General features: G+C 49.7%; 17 protein-coding genes and 1 pseudogene. 2 read left to right on the top strand and 16 right to left on the bottom strand.

The features are described from left to right. Nucleotides 1–80: 80 nt before the first annotated feature. Both AC58P5_RS16625 and AC58P5_RS16620 read right to left on the bottom strand, forming a co-directional pair. Complete coding sequence (locus tag AC58P5_RS16625; RefSeq protein WP_497389102.1) at nucleotides 81–875, bottom strand: hypothetical protein; 795 nt, start codon at nucleotides 873–875, stop codon at nucleotides 81–83. 38 nt (nucleotides 876–913) lie between these two features. Next, nucleotides 914–1,348 carry a GNAT family N-acetyltransferase gene (locus AC58P5_RS16620; RefSeq protein ID WP_497388343.1) on the bottom strand — a complete coding sequence of 145 codons (435 nt, stop codon included), beginning with the start codon at nucleotides 1,346–1,348 and terminating at the stop codon, nucleotides 914–916. Between the two features lie 79 nt (nucleotides 1,349–1,427). Between AC58P5_RS16620 and AC58P5_RS16615 the strand changes: the two genes are divergently transcribed. Continuing rightward, complete coding sequence (locus tag AC58P5_RS16615; RefSeq protein WP_497388341.1) at nucleotides 1,428–1,886, top strand: SMI1/KNR4 family protein; 459 nt, start codon at nucleotides 1,428–1,430, stop codon at nucleotides 1,884–1,886. 272 nt (nucleotides 1,887–2,158) lie between these two features. Further along, nucleotides 2,159–3,030 (top strand): annotated as a pseudogene (locus AC58P5_RS16610) (deoxyribonuclease IV). Between the two features lie 105 nt (nucleotides 3,031–3,135). Here AC58P5_RS16610 and AC58P5_RS16605 read toward each other — a convergent pair. From AC58P5_RS16605 to AC58P5_RS16540, 14 genes are all read right to left on the bottom strand, one after another. Then, a complete protein-coding gene (locus tag AC58P5_RS16605; RefSeq protein ID WP_497388339.1) occupies nucleotides 3,136–5,112 on the bottom strand; it encodes a helix-turn-helix domain-containing protein in 1,977 nt (658 codons plus the stop codon). Nucleotides 5,113–5,377: 265 nt separating this feature from the next. Further along, complete coding sequence (locus AC58P5_RS16600; RefSeq protein WP_497388337.1) at nucleotides 5,378–5,797, bottom strand: hypothetical protein; 420 nt, start codon at nucleotides 5,795–5,797, stop codon at nucleotides 5,378–5,380. Continuing rightward, nucleotides 5,772–6,305 (bottom strand): MauE/DoxX family redox-associated membrane protein, encoded by a 534-nt coding sequence (locus AC58P5_RS16595; protein ID WP_497388335.1) that lies wholly within the window; start codon nucleotides 6,303–6,305, stop codon nucleotides 5,772–5,774. The genes AC58P5_RS16600 and AC58P5_RS16595 overlap by 26 nt, the downstream gene beginning before the upstream one ends. A 45-nt stretch (nucleotides 6,306–6,350) precedes the next feature. Continuing rightward, nucleotides 6,351–6,746, bottom strand: a complete 396-nt coding sequence (locus tag AC58P5_RS16590; RefSeq protein WP_497388333.1) for a hypothetical protein — start codon at nucleotides 6,744–6,746, stop codon at nucleotides 6,351–6,353. Nucleotides 6,747–7,046: 300 nt separating this feature from the next. Beyond that, nucleotides 7,047–7,502, bottom strand: coding sequence for a TlpA family protein disulfide reductase (locus tag AC58P5_RS16585; protein ID WP_497388331.1), 456 nt, complete (start codon nucleotides 7,500–7,502; stop codon nucleotides 7,047–7,049). Between the two features lie 25 nt (nucleotides 7,503–7,527). Continuing rightward, nucleotides 7,528–9,297 carry an ATP-binding cassette domain-containing protein gene (locus AC58P5_RS16580; protein WP_497388329.1) on the bottom strand — a complete coding sequence of 590 codons (1,770 nt, stop codon included), beginning with the start codon at nucleotides 9,295–9,297 and terminating at the stop codon, nucleotides 7,528–7,530. Continuing rightward, nucleotides 9,294–9,788 carry a hypothetical protein gene (locus AC58P5_RS16575; RefSeq protein WP_497388327.1) on the bottom strand — a complete coding sequence of 165 codons (495 nt, stop codon included), beginning with the start codon at nucleotides 9,786–9,788 and terminating at the stop codon, nucleotides 9,294–9,296. Before AC58P5_RS16575 ends, AC58P5_RS16580 begins: the two co-directional genes overlap by 4 nt. 483 nt (nucleotides 9,789–10,271) lie before the next feature. After that, the gene (locus AC58P5_RS16570; RefSeq protein ID WP_497388325.1) at nucleotides 10,272–11,240 is read right to left on the bottom strand and encodes a GNAT family N-acetyltransferase; all 969 of its coding nucleotides are present in this window, start codon (nucleotides 11,238–11,240) and stop codon (nucleotides 10,272–10,274) included. A 287-nt stretch (nucleotides 11,241–11,527) separates the two neighbouring features. After that, entirely contained in the window at nucleotides 11,528–12,388 is an 861-nt protein-coding gene (locus AC58P5_RS16565; protein ID WP_413002664.1) for a carbohydrate ABC transporter permease, read from the bottom strand. A gap of 18 nt (nucleotides 12,389–12,406) precedes the next feature. Continuing rightward, nucleotides 12,407–13,309, bottom strand: a complete 903-nt coding sequence (locus AC58P5_RS16560; protein ID WP_497388323.1) for a carbohydrate ABC transporter permease — start codon at nucleotides 13,307–13,309, stop codon at nucleotides 12,407–12,409. Between the two features lie 86 nt (nucleotides 13,310–13,395). Continuing rightward, complete coding sequence (locus AC58P5_RS16555; protein WP_497388321.1) at nucleotides 13,396–14,817, bottom strand: ABC transporter substrate-binding protein; 1,422 nt, start codon at nucleotides 14,815–14,817, stop codon at nucleotides 13,396–13,398. 32 nt (nucleotides 14,818–14,849) lie between these two features. Next, nucleotides 14,850–15,764: an N-acetylmuramic acid 6-phosphate etherase gene (murQ, locus tag AC58P5_RS16550; protein ID WP_497388319.1), complete on the bottom strand. Its 915-nt coding sequence runs from the start codon at nucleotides 15,762–15,764 to the stop codon at nucleotides 14,850–14,852. Nucleotides 15,765–16,017: 253 nt separating this feature from the next. Then, complete coding sequence (locus AC58P5_RS16545) at nucleotides 16,018–16,314, bottom strand: hypothetical protein (protein WP_497388317.1); 297 nt, start codon at nucleotides 16,312–16,314, stop codon at nucleotides 16,018–16,020. Between the two features lie 25 nt (nucleotides 16,315–16,339). Further along, nucleotides 16,340–17,203, bottom strand: a complete 864-nt coding sequence (locus tag AC58P5_RS16540) for a MurR/RpiR family transcriptional regulator (RefSeq protein WP_497388315.1) — start codon at nucleotides 17,201–17,203, stop codon at nucleotides 16,340–16,342. Between the last annotated feature and the right edge of the window lie 348 nt (nucleotides 17,204–17,551).

Genomic DNA, 17,551 nt, shown 5'->3' with positions numbered 1-17,551 from the left:
GTATTGGTTCAAAAACAAAAGACCGGTAAACCAGTCGGTTCAGCGGCCTGTTTGTTGTGGATTAAATAAGTAGTCTTTCCTTACAAAAACGCCCCGAAATAAAACTCCAGCGCTTCCCGCGAATAACGGTCATCCCCCTGCCAGCCCGCCACGGAATTAAAGTCATGATCTCCGCCGCGACGCCTGCGCGGTGTGTCCCCCTGTGCCAGCAAGCCGGCATATCCCCATATTTCCATCACCACATCCCGTTCATTCTTGCTCGAAGGGAGTACATCCTTCCAACACTTTTCCAGCTTTCGGGCACTATCGTGATCCTCGCATTCCTGAATCGCTTCGGTCATTTTGTGAAGAATGGCCTTATCCTCCGGGGTTACGTCGAAGGCTTCCTCTTTGCTGAATAATTCGAGATCCAGCCAGCAGTAAAGAAGCCAGTTCAAACGAATTCCTCCCCATTTGATCCGCTCGAAATTCAGCACGTTCAGATCCGTATTGACATATTCGAGGTCCGACATTAGCCCGTGGTGGTTGCAGTCCCCGCAGCTGCTGTAATTAGCCCGCACTGCACGGCGCTCTCCATACGTATGGAGGGGCAGCTTAGCTGTCAACGCCCAACTGGAAAGGGCGCTTCGCAAATGAACTTTTTTTGTGGAAAGACTATGCAGAAAAGCGGCGGCTACTTGTTCCTTCGTAATGGTTTGATGGAGGTCGTGGAGGCGCTTGATCAGCTCATCATGCTTAACGGTAAGGGGATCGAACATGAGCCCTTTGCTCTTGGCATATTCGAAATCTTCACCGGCGAAGTCTTCCGGCCTGTATTTCCAACCGGCGGCAGTCCAAAAAGTGGTTGTCAATATTTTTTTCGCTTTTTTATCTATCGGATTCACGTCCTCTTCCGTTTTTCAATCCCCATTCTTCATGATTCAGGAGATGATATGGTATACAGCAGTCTTTTTGTCATGATGATTTCCATGGGTTCGTTTTCGAGCAGCAGACATCCCGCGTCCCGGTACCCCAGCTTTCGGTAAAAATGCTGTGCTTCTTCATTGGCCAAAGTGGATGTCATAACCAGCTTGAACCCGCGTTGTGTCATTTCTTTTTCCCAAAAAAGGACAACTTCCTTTCCGAAACCTCCCCCCCGATACGGTTCGTCGATCCAAAGCATGTTCATAAACGGAGTGTTATCCCAAAAGTATCCGTATCTCATCCAGCCGATGTTGATATTCTCTTCATTCCGCAAGATGTAAATTTCTTTGTTTCTAATTTTGGGAAGGATCAGATTTCCTTCAATATGAGGATCGCGATCACGCAGGTAATCAAAATCCGTTATGGCTGCCGCAACAATTTGCATGGTGTTCTCCTTTGTTTTAATAGGATATACTTTATCTATCATATAACATACGAGTGTGAAAGAAAGAGGTGCGCAGCCTATGAAAAACAACAACACTGTGAAAAAAATCGAACAGCACTATGGAATCGTCTTCCCTTCCGATTATTTGAGCTTTCTGCAAAAGGCGGAGAAGCAGGGATATAACTTCGTAGAGGATGGTGACGTTACCGATTGGGAAATCCGATTTTCCGAGCTGGATGAACGCTTCATCGAAACAAACCGGAATCTTGTGGATGATGTGAATCCCGATCCCAAACGGCTCATTCCTTTTGGATGGAGCGTAAGCAGCGGCAACAATTACTTATTCGATTATCGCACGAACCCTTCCTGCCCTTCCGTTGTTCTAATGGATCACGAGGAAGCGATGGTGCGGGAGGACGCGGAAAGCGAGTCGGAAACGCCCGAAGAGGCGCAGGAGCTGATGGAGCAAAATGTGAGGAAGGTAGCCGGCAGTTTTGCCGAGTTCGCTTCCCGCCTGCAAGCTTATACAGCCGAGTAACTCTATGCCGGGGATAGCCGCCGCATTTCTGTCGCAAAACTTGGCACATTCATTATTCCGATCAGGTATTGCCGCAATAGGCCACGGGAAACCTCGGCCTTTTTTGGTTTCCCTGCAACTCCCTCTAAACGCGAGTCACATCAGCTGATAGACTAGTATGGAACGGTTCTAATTCACATGCCGTCAGGCTGTTCCGTCCAAGCATAAAGGACACCTACCCGGACGTTCTTTCATCACCAAGACATCCTACACAAGTGACAGGAGGCGAGAACATGTCTCTGCTTATCGGTTCGCATGTCTCCATGAGCGGGAAAACGATGCTGCTGCGGGCAAGCGAAGAAGCGGCATCCTACGGCGCAACGACTTTTCTGATTTACACGGGTGCCCCGCAAAATACACGGCGTAAACCTATTGAAGCGCTTAACCTTGAAGCGGGGAAAGCGCATATGAAAGCCCATGGCATTTCGAATATCGTGGTTCACGCCCCTTTTCTCATTAATTTGGGGAATACCGTGAATACGTGGACTTTCGAGCACAGTATCGAGTTTCTGCGTTCTGAAATTCAGCGGACGGAGGCGTTGGGATCGGATCAAATCGTCCTTCACCCCGGCGCACATATGGGAGCCGGAGCCGAGACCGGGATTCGGAGAATAATCGAGGGTTTGAATGAAGTTCTGACTGAGAAAAGGAACGTCCAAGTTTCACTCGAAACGATGGCGGGCAAAGGAACGGAATGTGGCCGAACGTTCGAAGAGCTTGCTGAGATCATCGACGGAGTCACCCACAATGAGCGGCTATCCGTCTGCCTCGATACGTGTCATATCCACGATGCCGGATACAACATCGCCGAGGATTTCGACGGAGTTTTGAATGAGTTCGATCAAATCGTCGGGCTGGACCGCATTCAGGTCATTCATGTCAATGATTCCAAAAATGAACGAGGCTCCCGCAAAGACCGGCATGAAAACATCGGACACGGCTTCATCGGGCTTAAAGCCCTTGATTATATCGTCACCCCGAGTTCGATAGAGTGCCTAAACTGTTGGAGACCCCTTCCATCGGTCCCGTTAAATATAAAAACGCTCCGTACAAACATGAGATCGCTCTGCTGCGAAGAGAGATTACGGAGCCGATCGTCAAGTAATCAAGACATGCGAAAAAGGCGGTACTCCCCTGTAATGAAAGGAGACCCCCTTTTCTGTTTTTCAAAAGCAAGAACGGCAAACCCTACTCGGGACCGTTTGCGTATTCAGTTTACCCGCTTTTCCGCCTTCGCCAGCAGGTTTTCCATAACAAAATCCAACTGCTTGTCCAGCGAATAAATGTCGTTGTAGTACGACAAACCGAAACTCATCTCGGTTAGCCGCCCTTCCTTCACCGCGGGAATTTGATTCCAGACAGGATTCTGGGACAAATCCTCCATCCCTTCGTACGCCGAACGGAACACATAATCGCCCGAATATTGATGGAGCACTTCCAACGAAACGTTCTTCGAGCTCGCCGCTTTGCTTCCGCCATCGATCTCTTTTTGAAGGACAGCAGGTGCTTTCATGCCTAAATATTCATAGATGACCTGGGAACCGCGGCCGTAGTTTCGTGATGAAATGATGGTCATGTTGCCTTTCCCGCCTTCCATGATGGTAACGGTTTTATCATAAATCCCGGCCTGTTTCAGCTTTTGCTTGCTTTGTTCCACCTTCTTATGGAAGTTGTCCAGCAGCTTGGCGGATTCCTTCTCCTTGCCGAGCGCTTCCGCAAGCTTATTTAACCGTTCCTCCATCGTCATCTGTTCATAAGGGAGGTAGACGGTAGGCGCAATTTTGTTCAACATTCCGTAGGTCTCTTCCGAAGGGGCGATAATCAGATCGGGTTCCAGGGCAAGCACGGCTTCCGGACTTGGTTTGAACCATTCGCCGAGCGTTTGGACTCCCGACATTTCCTTTTCAAACGCCGCTCCTTTGTAAACGTCCGATATCCCCACGGGCTTCACATCGAAAGCCAGCACATCGCCCAATAAATACAAAACGACGACCCGTTTGGGATTCACGGGAATTTCGACGTCGCCTTTGGCGGTGGAAATTGTCTTAGTCGCAGGCTTGCTTGGCGCAGTCTGACTGCTGTCGGTATCGGCGCCAACAGAAGCCGGACTTGGCGAAGGAAGCGAATTGTTGTTCGCGGATCCGCTCGTCTTTCCCGTCGAACAAGCACTGAGCAGGATCATCAGGCAAAGCAGCAAAGTGATTGCCGCGGAAGGTCTTCTGCTGTATAACATGGGGAAGTTTAGCTCCTTTTTATATTGAGAATGATTATCATATTCAATATAAAACAGCCTATCTTTTCCCGCAATGTCAAATACGGCCGTATCCGATGGCAAATCGGGACAAGTTCTTCCGTTTCTTTTTTCCGTCCGGTAGCGAATCGGCGCAATTCCTGCCTGTTTTTTGAACATTTTAGCCAACGAATAACTGTCGGGATACCCGATGCTTTCGGCAATCTCCTGTAAGGTCATATCCGTCGCCAGCAGCATTTCCTTCGCTTTGTTCAGGCGGAGCCGGATTATATAATCAATCGGGCTTGTGCCGGTTTTGCGTTTGAACAATCTGGTTAAATGCCGGGGGCTGCTGTCCAGCAGTTCCGCTAATCTCTCCAAGGTAATAGGCTCTGTGTAATTCTCCTGGAGATAGCGGCGCGCTTGCTCCGCGACATCGGCTTTTGCAGCCGGAATGTTGCGGGCGTGAACCTGGGCCAACAGTTCATGCACAAACTGATAAAACAGCGCTTTGACATGAAGCCGCTCCAGATTTCCCTGCGTCACCCACTCCTGATGCATAAGCCGCATTTTGCTCATCAGAGAAAGAGGATGATGCGGCGCAAGGCCATACTGCAGCTGAAACGGATTACAGCCGTCCGCCGTCTCAGCCGCTTCTTTTCGTAAAGGGACAGGGAAATACGCTTTGTAATAGATCAGATAATAGCTCAACGGTTCTTCAACCGCATATATATCTACGCGGCTGCCTTTGCCCCCATGCAGAACATGAAAACCGCTTATCCGAAAAAGCTCACCATCCATTCGCACATACGCTCTCCCGCTCACCGTGTACATAAAACAGCTGGCCGGCATAATCCATGACCGCATCTCCTCGTCCGAAATCAACGCTATGCGGCGGACGTCCAAGATTTTAACGGAAGCCTGATTCCAAAGGAATAAATGGTCGTCTACCCGCATCGATTTTACCAACTCCTCGGAACAATGCTGGTTACCTTATCCGTTTATTATAATTGATAATGGTTCTCATTATCAATTATAAGTTTTCAATAGGGCTCGGTATTCCGGAAGTTTTGTTGGAAATGTTTGCAAATTGGGAGCCTTTTTGCCCGGTTTGGCTGTCTATCGGACAAATGGAAAGCACGCTCATTCCTTTACAGGAATTTGCGTGCTTTTTGTTTGCTTATCCAGATGCTACCTGCGACAGCCGCGAATGAGATTGTGCTTACGATGACATATACGTCAGGTAGGCTGCCGCTTCGTCGTAAACGTCATATTTTCCGCCGCGAGTCACGATAATCCCGCTTTTGCCGGAGGAAGGTATCCTTTTGGCATCTATCACCTCATGCCTGGTCCACTTCTTTTCCCTGGCGGCAATCAACCAGGAAGGGGCATGAATCACCACGATATATTCGGGATCGGGACCGTCAGCGCTCGTCGAAAGCAGGGAGTCGATCTTTTGGAAGGCAGGGTCCTTATAATCCACGAATAAAATCCTCGTCACGTTCCCTTTCCAACCCGAAAGGACTTTGATCTCATCAACCATTTCGGTTATTTCGTTATGTTCTTTTCGCTTATGAATAAACAAAACCAGGATACAAGCAAGGAAACCTATCAAATTACATAGGAACAGCAGATTGCTCACGTTCCTGCCTCCTCTTCCTATGGGTCCATACGGATTGAATAAGCCCGATTGCTATCGACAAAGTCATTACAAAAAGAAGCGAATTGATCCTGGCGTATCCGTCCTGCTCGGGAGCAGGCAAGAGCATATCCACCACCAACAAACCGATAAGAATGGCATTGCGGTAAACGGGAGACCGATTCAGGAATGCGATATCTCCGTAACAAGCGCAAGCGTCGACACCCGTGAGTTTTGTTTTCCGCCATGAAAAGAAGGCAAACGCCGCCAGAAGAACGATGGCGGGAAGCTCCTTCCATCCTTCGAGCAGCCCGCCGGCAAACGAAATAAACAGGATGAATTCGAAAACCAGCACGAAAAAGGCCGCAATCGTAACAAGAGAACGGGGAAGAAGACCGTAAGAGTACAGATCAATCCGAAAATTGGGAAAACGAAACGCTTTTATGTAAAACGGCATGAAAAACAGAACCGACATAGTCATATCCAGAACATAGCCCAACCACTGGATCAAAGTATAATCACCCATTTCTTTATCGCGAGGCAACCGTAACTAGCATCAAGAGACTTTTTGTTCTTGCAGACGAATCGTTAACGGGTACCAGGCCGCTTCTTCTCCGTTTATCATACACCGGATGTAAATAATCCCCGGTTCCGTTACGATCAAGCGGAGGGACACATCCTGATCGACTCCGGGAACCTGATCTTCCGCTCTGTAATTACGCAGAACGGCAGCCGGGGTACGATCAATAATTTCTCCCGACGAGTTTGTAATCATTAAAGCGGTATCGACGAATTCATTACGCGGCAAATCAAACAATTTGATCAGGATATGCATTTCTATCACATACGGCAGCGCCGGAATAGACACTTGATTCAATACAGTGCCCAAAGCATGGCCTCCCAGTATGGTATTGTTCGTAATCTGATCACAGACGAGTAATTGAGCATTCATAACACGCAGCCCCTTTGAAATGGAATAAAAGAGAAGGGACGATCGCCCTTCTCTTTGTCGTGCTTAGTAGCAGCAACCAGCATTGAAAGTGCAAACTACTGTTCTACCGTCATTACAGCCGACACTTTTAGTGGAAGTCAAAATTTTTGGGTAAGAAGTTCCGTTTGCCGTACAGTAACCAGTCAGGCAAGCTCTGGACTCGCTCAATACTACTCCATCTGGACATTCACAAGCCATCTTTTTCACCTCCTTTCAATAAGAGAGTTGTATCGTCAGGCGCAAGCACCGTGATACCGGGTTTTAGAAAGAGGAGATCCGGTTAAATTGTACGATCTGTTCAAAATCATCGGCGTTATAGACGACACCTTTCGCCGCAACGGAATCCGACTCGTCCACAAGCATCATGAAGGGCAGCGCGGTAACCTCGAAATAGGCTTCCATATCGCTTTGATCCATCGTGCTCACAGGGAAATTCCAGCCGAAATACTCCTTCATGCTGCGATGGTCCTCTTCGTCTCCGGTAGTGAACAGACGGATGGAAAAAGACGGGTGATTCTCCGCTATCGTCTGAAGATGAGGCAGCAGATCTATGCAATGCGTGCAATAAACAGAGGCGAACAGCAGGACTCGAATCGTGCCCGATTGATTCCAGGCGGCCCCCACGCGTTCCTTCAAGTAGTCCGGAAGTTCAGGCAGCGTGGCGCCTAAAGGCAGACCGGTATCCGACAAGCGGGACGATTTGGTTGATGACGTCATGGATCTTTCCCTCCTTGTAAGTTCGTTACACATACCACTGCTTCTGCTGATTCCATATCTCGCTGTAGAGACCTTGACGTTCCAGCAGTTCCTCGTGATTTCCGGTCTCGGCAATTCGTCCGCGTTCCATGACGATAATGCGGTCCGCATTTCGCGCGACTCCGACCCGATGGGAAATGAGGAGAACGGTTTTGCCTTTAAAATGGCTCAGAAGTTCATTCATCAAGCGGACTTCGCTAAGCGGGTCCAAAGCGGCGGTGGGTTCATCGAACACGACAAGGTCATCCTCTTCCCGGACGAAAACGCGGGTTAAGGCGAGTCTTTGCCATTGTCCTCCCGACAGATTGACGGCACCGTCATCCAGAAACCCCAACCGGCTATTCAGTCCGTGTTGGAAGGCATCGGCCAGACCGACTCTGGCAAGCATCTGCTCGAGTTTCTCCGAATCTCCGATTTCGGCTATATTGCCGGCAGCCACATTTTCTCTTACGTCCGTCATATAGCGGATGAAATCCTGGAATACGGCACTGCTTTTTTGCCACATTTGAAGGCGGTCCATGTTCTTCAAGCTGACACCGTCATAAAAGATCGAGTCTTCTTCCGTCTGATACAGCCCGAGAAGCAGCTTAATGAGCGTCGATTTGCCGGAACCGTTCTCGCCCAGAATGGCGACAACTTCTCCTTTCTTGATTTCAGCGCTGATCCCGTTCAGAGCAGGCTGATCCTGATTCGGATATCGGAAGGATAAGTCTTGAATCCGGATGTCCTTTTCGAAAACGAACGGCTTGCTCCGGACGTTTTTCTCGGCACTGACGGCCACCTCGTTTTTCTCTTCGATCAGCTTCAACTTCTCGATATGCGTGCAGTATTCTTTTAATCTCGAATAAGAAGTAAACATAGAACTGATGTTGCTTTCCGTCATACCGAGCGCCATCGTGATCGCCACATAATCTCCGATACTCAAAGATCCTGCATAAATCAAGTAGGCCGTTATGGCGGTGACTAAACCGGTGTTCAAGATGGAGACAAGCTCGCCCCGAAAGCTCCTTTGATGATTGATTTTCTCAAGTTTGATTTCCAGCTCCGCGGACTCCGCTTTCTTATCCAGCCATCGTTTTCGAAAGTACGGGAACAACCGGAACAGCATCATTTCTTTCTGAGTCTCCGAATTTGTAAGAAGGTCGTAATAATAATGGTGGCTTCTTGTATTTCTCATCAGCTGCTCATTGATCTCTACACGTCTGCGTACGGCGAGCAGATCGTAAACACCTCTCCAGGCTCCGACAAGAAGAGCGAGAATCCCCGTAATCCAATACGAATGGAGAAGAAAGAACAGGCTCAGAGAAGCGAGAATGATTTGTTTGACCAGACCGATTGCAATCAAGTAGGTATCGTAATATTTATTGTTGCTGTAAGACCAGTAAGAAAAATCGCCTTTGAATCGCGGGTGTTCTTTCTCGATCAGTTCCGTCTTCTCTACAAGATCGATGAGCTTGCCCTCGCACTGGATGGCAAACATCAGGCTCATCTTACGGCTTTTCAGCTGAGCGTACGCATCCAAGGCCGCCCGGAGAAGTTGAAACAAGATTAAAAGTCCAATGCCGCCCATCAGCAGATAGAAGTTTTTAATCGTTAGCTGATCCACTACTAACTTGCTGAGATAAACACTTACATTCGATTGAACAGCCGAGAAGACGTAAGCGAACAAGGAGAAGAGAACAACGATTTTGTTAAACGCGTAAACCTTGGAAAAGGCGCTCCAGGTCGTGCGAATTGTAAACGCCAGCGATCTCATTCGTTCGGATTCAGATTGCGGTAGACATGGATCAAGGGAGCAGCGGCACGGTTCAACTTATCCACTTTGTCAAAAATATCCGCCCCGACAGCCTGTCCGACCTTGTTGAGCACAATCGCATATGGAACCGCATTTACCTTGAGCTGGCTATGCAGTTTTACCGTTTCGCACCGGTGAATCCGTACGTCGGGAGCGATCTCCTCGCGCAGGTCCTCCACTGATTCCGGGCTTCCTTCGAAAAGGATGCAGTAGTTGAAACCGGGGTGACTGCTCATAAAAGATACCGCAAAATCCATGTTACAGGCGGAACAGGTGGCGCTCATCAGGAAAACGATCGTCCCGTGTTCGGTATGCCTCATCCACTCAAAGGATACAGAATCGGATTTGGCAAGAAGAATAAGTTCCTCGGGAAAAAATTGCCCCAGTTTATAATGCTCGATCGTTTGTTTTAAAAATCTTCTATGATCTTTTTCCTCTTGTACCGACTGCACTTTCTTCCCTCCCGGTAGAATGGAATGAGGAAATCTTATTGTGAAGCGTTTTCCTTTATTTGATTTCCTTGTTTATATCTTACCTTTTATCCAGTTTAACTTTAAGTAGGCTATGATTACTTTTTCTGGTACTTTAATGACATTTATAACCTAATTTATATAAATAATTTAATATATAGGAGATCAATATAAAAAAAGACACTGAAATACAGTGTCTTTCTGCTACGCATGCAAAGGAATAGTATCGGGGTACGGTCGTGCGATTCTCCGAAAGAAGACATCCATTATCATTAAATACATTTTAATAATGTATTACTATATTTTTTATATTTTTACCTTTTTCAAGGTTTTCGCTTGGCGTAATATGAACGGGATACAAAAAAAGACACCCTTCAAAAAAGGATGTCTTTTACGGCGTTTCAAACCATTCGTCCTCTACAGACGCATCGGCGAGGACTTGACAACGCGGAGCGGAGAACCGCCCTACAATTCTCTTCTCATGACGGCGAATTGTTTCACCGTTTTAAATCCGGCTTTCTCGTAAATACGGATAGCCGGGTTGGCGCTGCCGGTGTAGAGGGACATATATTCGGTCCCTATGCCCTTAAAAGCCTCGCACAGCTCGAAGAAAAGGAGGCTGCCCAGCCCGTGCCCTTCATGCTCGGGATGGACGCCGATGCCGGCAAAATAGCCGCGGCCGCTTTCCTGGCGGATAACGGGACCGGCGAAGCCGACCGCTTGGCCCCGGTGGGCGGCGATAACGACGGGCACGCCGTTTGCCGTGCTTGCGGCAATTTCTTTCTGCCACAGCGGGTTATCGAAGCCCTGCAGCATGGCCTCGATACCCTCGTGCCGGGCGGGATCGAAAAGCTCGACCGCATAGCCGTCGCCCGCCGTGCGCGCTGCCTTGGTCCGGACTTCATCCGGGATGGAGAACTCCGCCAAATTCAGGTACATGGCACATTCTCGGGCGCGTTCGATATAGCCTTCGCCGAGCAGAAATCCGTACAAACGGCTGTCTGCCGGCACACCCGGAGCATTGTTGTGCTCGTGCCCGGGAGTATCCGGGATGTACCACGGCAGCATCATCGGATTGAAGAAAAGAACGTCGGCCTGCTTCTTCCCCGACTGCCGGAACCGCTCTTCGATTGCCTCCAGCAGCAAGCGGTAATTCGCATCTGTCTGACGGTCCTCGGACAACACGATGCAGGTGATATAACCCGCGACAGCGCCCAAAGGCAGGTCGTCTCCTGTGCAGCCGCAGGCGAACCCCGTGACGGCTCCGTCCTCCTCGCGCATAACGAACGTATTGTCTTTGTCAAAGTAAGGACTGGACAAGAAAATTTCGTTAAAGCTCCGGTCGGTCAGTTCTTTGTAGCCGTCCTTTACGGCTTCCGTGTTCCACAGCCGGATCACCGCGTCCGAATAAGATTGATTCCATGATTCGATCATGTTGACGTTCCCTCCCCGCTCCCCATAAATCTGGTATAGCTGCCGCTGCGTGCCCCTCAGGACGGAATAACGCCCGGGACCCCACCGCCGCTTATAAAAAAACGGGCCTCTGTACTCCGCCGAGATTCTCGGACAAAGCACCTCGCACCGGCATCTAAGGAATGTTTAGATGCCTGTATGCAGGCTGCTTTTCGGAACAAAAGCCCGTCTTGGTTCAGTACGCTGTGATCCCGCCAGCCCGCTATTCCGTCACGATAAACGGAGATAGCCGGATCAGCGCGCTCGTGTTACCCCTTCACCGCACCGACGGTGACCCCTTCAAGGAAATACCTCTGCAGGCTGAAGAAGAGAACGAACATCGGCAGGGCGGAGATCGTGGCACCCGCCATCATCGGCGCAAAATAAGTCGTGTTCGCAAACCGGAAGTTTTTAAGTCCGACCTGAATGGTCTGCATATCCATCGTATTGGTTACGAGGAACGGCCAGAAGAAGGTGTTCCAGCTGTCCATGAACGTCAAGATCGCCATGACGGCCAATACCGTTTTGGACAACGGAAGAATGACCCGGAAATAAATCTGGAACTGATTGCAGCCTTCAATCTTGGCGCTTTCGATAATTTCGGTCGGAATGCTGCTCATGAACTGCTTGGCAAGGAAGATGTTATACACCGTCACCAGACCCGGCAGAATGAGCGCACTGTACGTATTTTGAATATGAAAGATGTTTACGATCAGGATATAAAGAGGAACTTGCGTAACCTGATACGGAATCATCATCGCGATCAATAGGATGGTAAAGAGCATCGCTCTGCCCTTGAATTTAATTTTCGAGAACGCATAACCGGCCATACTGGCGAAAATCACATTGGACACCATCACGGTCGTGGCTACGATCAGAGAGTTGAGCAGCCAGCGGATGGAATACTCGCTATAATCGAAGAAAAACTTATAGGATGCCAGTGTAAATTTGGTAGGAAGCAGGGAATAGCTCACCGCACCAGCCTCGATCGGATCTCCAAAGGAAGAAATAAGCATAAAGTAAATCGGGAAAATCGTAGCCAGCGCAAACAGGGTAAGGATTACGATAATGACCGCATTCCGGCTGTATCTGGCGGTTCGATTTCCTGCGTGATTGTTATAGAGCGCCATAGCTCGCCCCCCCTTTCCTCAATATTCCACTTCTTTGCCGAGGAATTTGAACTGAACCAGTGAGATCCCCGCAATAATAAAGGCCAAAATCAGGGACTGTGCGGCCGCTTTGCCGAAGTCGAAGTATTTGAACGCATTGTTGAACACGAGCAGGCCGACCATCGTCGTCGCATTGTCCGGACCGCCGCCCGTCATGAGATACGCGTTCTGGAAAACTTGGAACGAGCCGATAACGCCTGTTACGAGCAGGAACAAAGTAGTCGGTTTCAAACAAGGAATAACGATGTACCAGAGCTTTTTAAAGAAATTCGCTCCGTCAAGCTCGGCTGCCTCGTAATAGCTCTCATCGATACCCAGCAGCGCGGCCAAGTAAATAATAATGCTTGTGCCGTGACTGGACAGCCAGGCCATGAGAACCAATGAGAACATTGCGGTAGCGCTTGATCCGAGCCAGTTCTGGTTGCTGATTCCGATATAGCTGATCAGTTTGTTCAGAATACCGGACGGCATCGGGTCGAAAATCCACAGCCATACGACCGACAAGGCAACGCCGGAAGCTACGGCAGGCAAATAGTAAATCGCTTTGAACGTCGTCTGCAGCTTTTTCTTCAGCGGAAGAACCAGGATCGCGACCGCAAAAGAAAGGAACAGCGCGACAGGCACCGTCAGAACCGTATACACGATCGTATTTACGACGGATTTCCAGAACAGCGGGTCTTTAAAGGTCGCCGTATAATTGTCGAATCCGATAAAGGTGGAACCCAGCGGTCTGTATTTCTGAAAGCTAATGATGAAGGCACTAATAACCGGGTAAGCCGTAAACAGCGCATAGACGAGAAGCGCAACCGCGATGAAGGCATAGCCCCAGGCGCCGTCTCCTCTGATTTTCCGTCTTTTAACCGGTTTAGCTGGTTGAGTCATCTCTCGCACCCCTCTCTATCCTCTAATTCACTCTACATATCAGATAGCCGCATGTTGAGGCACACGGCTATCTGATTCAAAGCTCTCTATTCTTTTACGACACCGTCTGCGCCGAACGTTTGCACGGCTGCCGACTTAACCGCTTCGAACATCGCTTCAGGAGTCATTTCACCCGAAATTAACGCCTGCAGCTTAGGAATGATCACTTCTTCTTCCAGCTTGATCGCTTTGGCACCCAGGTCGGCCGGGATATCCGGACGGGCAGGAGCCGCGTTTTTCAGCATCGTTTCAACCGCCGCTTTGTTGTCGGCATCACGATTAACGGTCATGCTTTCGGCTTCTTTCTTGCCGCTCTTCGTGATATGGGCGACAAACAGGTCGTTGTTCGTCGTTGCCGCTACTTTACCGCTTGCGAGGAAGTAGGCCGCTTTTACGACGTTGGCTTTATGCTCGGCCGTCGGTTCTTTCGATCCGCGGAAAGTCACGTAACCGTCGACCGCTACGCTGGACTGCTGTTTTTGTCCGGCGAAGGTCGGAACCGGCAGGACCGTATATTCAACCGGGACGCTACCTTTGACGGCGCTGCCGTCATTGGCTTTCAGCTTCTCGTTGTTTTTCTTGGCGGAGTTCTCGAAAGTCGCCAGTCCTTTACCGGTAATCATGGTTTGACCGGTCAGGAACATGTTCCAACGCTTACCGGCGTCGATGGAGCTGAGCTCTTTCGGCATGGAGCCGTCATCGATCATCGTGCGGATGTCTTTTAACACTTCGAGATAATTCTTGCTGGTGTAAGCGTATTTCAGATCTTTGTTGAACGGAGCAGGCATGCCGGCGTTTTTGATCAGGATGTTCAGATAATCTTTGGACGCTACGCCCGCTGTCGCAAACACGAATCCGTAGCGGGATGTTTTGCCACCCTCGGAAACGACGCCTTTCTTGATCGCTTCACGGAACTCGTCAAACGTCCAGCCTTCTTTCTGGACTTTCTTCCAGTCGATGCCCGCTTTCTCGAGGTATTCGCGGTTGCCGCCGATCGCGTGAACTTCCATATAGCCCGGGAAGCCGTAAAGGCCGTCGCCTTTCTTCATATACTCCAGCGGAGCCTGGTCGAAATCTTCCACCATTTCTTTGGTGGCCACGTCCTTAATGTCCATCATCATTTCCTGCTGCATGTACTTGGAAATCCCGTCGGAACCCATGAACGCGATATCAGGAGGGCTGCCCGCATTCACCTGCGTATCCAGCTTCTGTGTAATGTCTTCCCAGCTTGCGGGTTCGATTTTCAGCGTCAGATTCGGGTACAGCGCGTTGAAATCTTTCGACATCTGGGCAAAATTGTTCTGGTAGCTCGCGGAAACCGGCGGAAGCAGGGCCGTGATGGTGTCTTTGGCGTTCGGATCGCCCGCCGCGCCGCCTTCTTTTTTACCAGAATCTCCGCAAGCCGCCAGTGTGGACATTGCCATGGTTAACGCCAATACCGATGCTGCTGCACGCAATTTTCTTTTCATGAATAACAAGCCTCCCCCAAGGATATGAAAATTTACACCACGTTGGTCGTGGTTCGTATTGCCGCTTTTAAACTGCCCTCGCACTGATCCAGTACCCGCTGCGCCGAAGCCGCGTCCAAGCCGCTTTTGATCATCATGATCGCCAGCTTACAACTCATGGAAGCGCTTTCCAAAACTACAGCAGCGGTCTTGTCATCCACGCCCGTAGCCGCTTTTATGATTCGTATGGAGCGGTCTTTCAGCTTGATGTTGCTCGCTTTCAGGTCTACCATCAGATTGTTGTAGGTTTTGCCGAGCTTCACCATCGTACAAGTCGTAAGCATATTCAGGACCAGCTTCTGTGCCGTACCCGCTTTCAATCGGGTTGATCCCATGATGACTTCCGGCCCGACAACAGGGGCAATGCATACGTCGCAAACGGATTCGAGTTTGGAATGTTTGTTGTTCACAAGACCGATGGTCGCCGCTCCGATTTCCCTTGCCTTGTTCAAGCCGGCAATGACAAATTGCGCGCTTCCGCTGGCCGTAATTCCGATTACCGCGTCTTTATCCGTTACGCCGCATCGTTCGATCAGGGCGATTCCCTCATCTTTATTGTCCTCAAAACCTTCAACGGCTATTCTTAGTGCCCCATCTCCTCCGGCGATATGCCCCTGCACCCGCAGAGGATCGATACCGAAAGTTGGAGGACATTCAGATGCGTCGAGTACACCGAGCCTGCCCGAAGATCCCGCTCCGATATAGAACATTCTGCCGCCGTTTTTAAGCACTCGATGCAAAATATCAACCGCTTTCACAATTTGCGGTATTTCAGCCGCAACCGCAGCCGGAACCGTTGCATCCTGCTCGTTCATCAGACGCAGCATCTGTTCCGTCGTACATTCGTCTATCGTTTGTGTTTTCTCGTTGATCTCTTCGGTCGTTAGTCTCGCCAGATACTCATCCACAGCTTTCTCCCCCCCATCTGTTTAGTTCAACTTCTTGATTTCATCTTAACGAGAAATTTCAGTTTGGTCAACAGTTTTTGAAATAATATTTTATGATGAAACATTTCATTGTTTTTTATTTTCGTCTTCTCCTTGCCGCACGGCATTTCCCTCTTCTTTTCGCGCAAAATAAAAAGGACCCTATGCCGGCCCTTGATTTGTCTTATTCGGTATAACGGCGGTTTATGCTTGGATGGCAGCCGGGATCCCGGCATCAGCGGCCGCTGTCGTCTACCCAGCCGAACTCGACTTCCGAAGGCAGGTCCTTGTCCTTCATTTCGGACAACATTTTCTCATGGAGACGCGGCGCGTGCTCTTTCGTCAGAATCATTCCGCCCAGGATGCCGTGAAGGGTTTCCAGATCTGCCGGGTCCCACTCCGCCAAGCTCTCTGCGGTAAACGGAACCGATTTGCCGAATACTTCTTCTCCCGTGGCGGCTATCCTCGCTTTCTCTTCAGCGGAAAACCGCTCCAATCGGGCGGCCACTTCATCTGCTTTAGAGCCGAACATATCCTTTCCTCCTCTCCGGTTCAGACTAGCGCCGCTGTTTGCTTGCGACAATATTGTGCGTTTTGGTTAAATATTTTTTCACGTGTTTGTATTCCGCACTTGCCACTCCGGCGAAAAGAATATCCACGACCGTGAGCATCGCAATCCGCGAGCCCATCGCGCCGCTGCGGATCGTAATTTCCGGCGTGGAAATGCTGAGCAGGATGTTCGCCTGATCCGCCAGCCGACTTTTCGTATACTTCGTGATGGCGATTAGACAGGCGCCGTTCTTTTTGGCGATTTCCAGCGCATCGAGAACTTCGACGGTTTCTCCCGAATTGGAGATGAAGATGGCCACATCGCCTTTCTCCAGCAGTGTCGCCGCCGTCAGCATACTGTGCCCGTCCGTATAGGTGTGACACATCTTGTTGATCCGTGAAAATTTCTGCTCCGCATCGATTCCGACCAGACCGGATGCCCCGATTCCGAAAAAAGCGATCCTCCTGCACGAGCGGAGGACGTCAACGGCCCGCGCAATCTCGCTTTTGTCGATTACCTGCAGCGTATCTTCAATGGACTGGCTGTTGGTGCGGGAAATATTCAAAATAATCGTGGACAGGTCGTCGCCGGGCTGGATATCCCGGTACGGATCCGCATCCTCTTCGTGCATAGAGCCGAGGGAAGCCGAAATACTGACGATAAAGCTGCGGTAGCCCGAATATCCCATCGTTTTGCAGAACCGCAGAACGGAGGCATCGCTGGTTCTCGTCAGCTGGGCCAGATTTTTGATCGAAAGGTGCGGGATTTCCTCCACGTTCTCCAGGATATACTCGCCTACCGCTTTCTCCACGGGAGTCAGGCTCGTTTTCATTTGGCGGATTTTAATTAAAACGTTATCATTTATGGCCATATTTTTCCCTACTCGCTATAAATTCTTGAAGCTGAACCGGTAAGAAAAGAAGTTGAAACGGTGGACATGATTGACCTCTAAAACAATTTCATCATAAGCGCAATTATTATAAAATACAAGATTAATAGCTAAAACTGAAAAATAATAGAAAAAGGAGGAAAGCGGCCGCAGCGCGCCGTTATAATGCCAATGAATAGCAAAAAAGCCCGCAGAATCCGTCCGAAGGACTTGACTGCAGGCATCTTGGGGAGTGCCGGTATTCCGGGGCGGATACCGGTTAAAGAGAATGACCCGTTGAACCTGGCCGAGATTTCGCCAGATAAGCCGCTCTCGAGCCCAAACGATCCG

This window comes from Paenibacillus sp. JT31N7 (genome assembly GCF_059692095.1).
The sequence above is the reverse complement of the archived record's forward strand: the minus strand, read 5'-3'. Positions and strand labels throughout refer to the sequence as shown.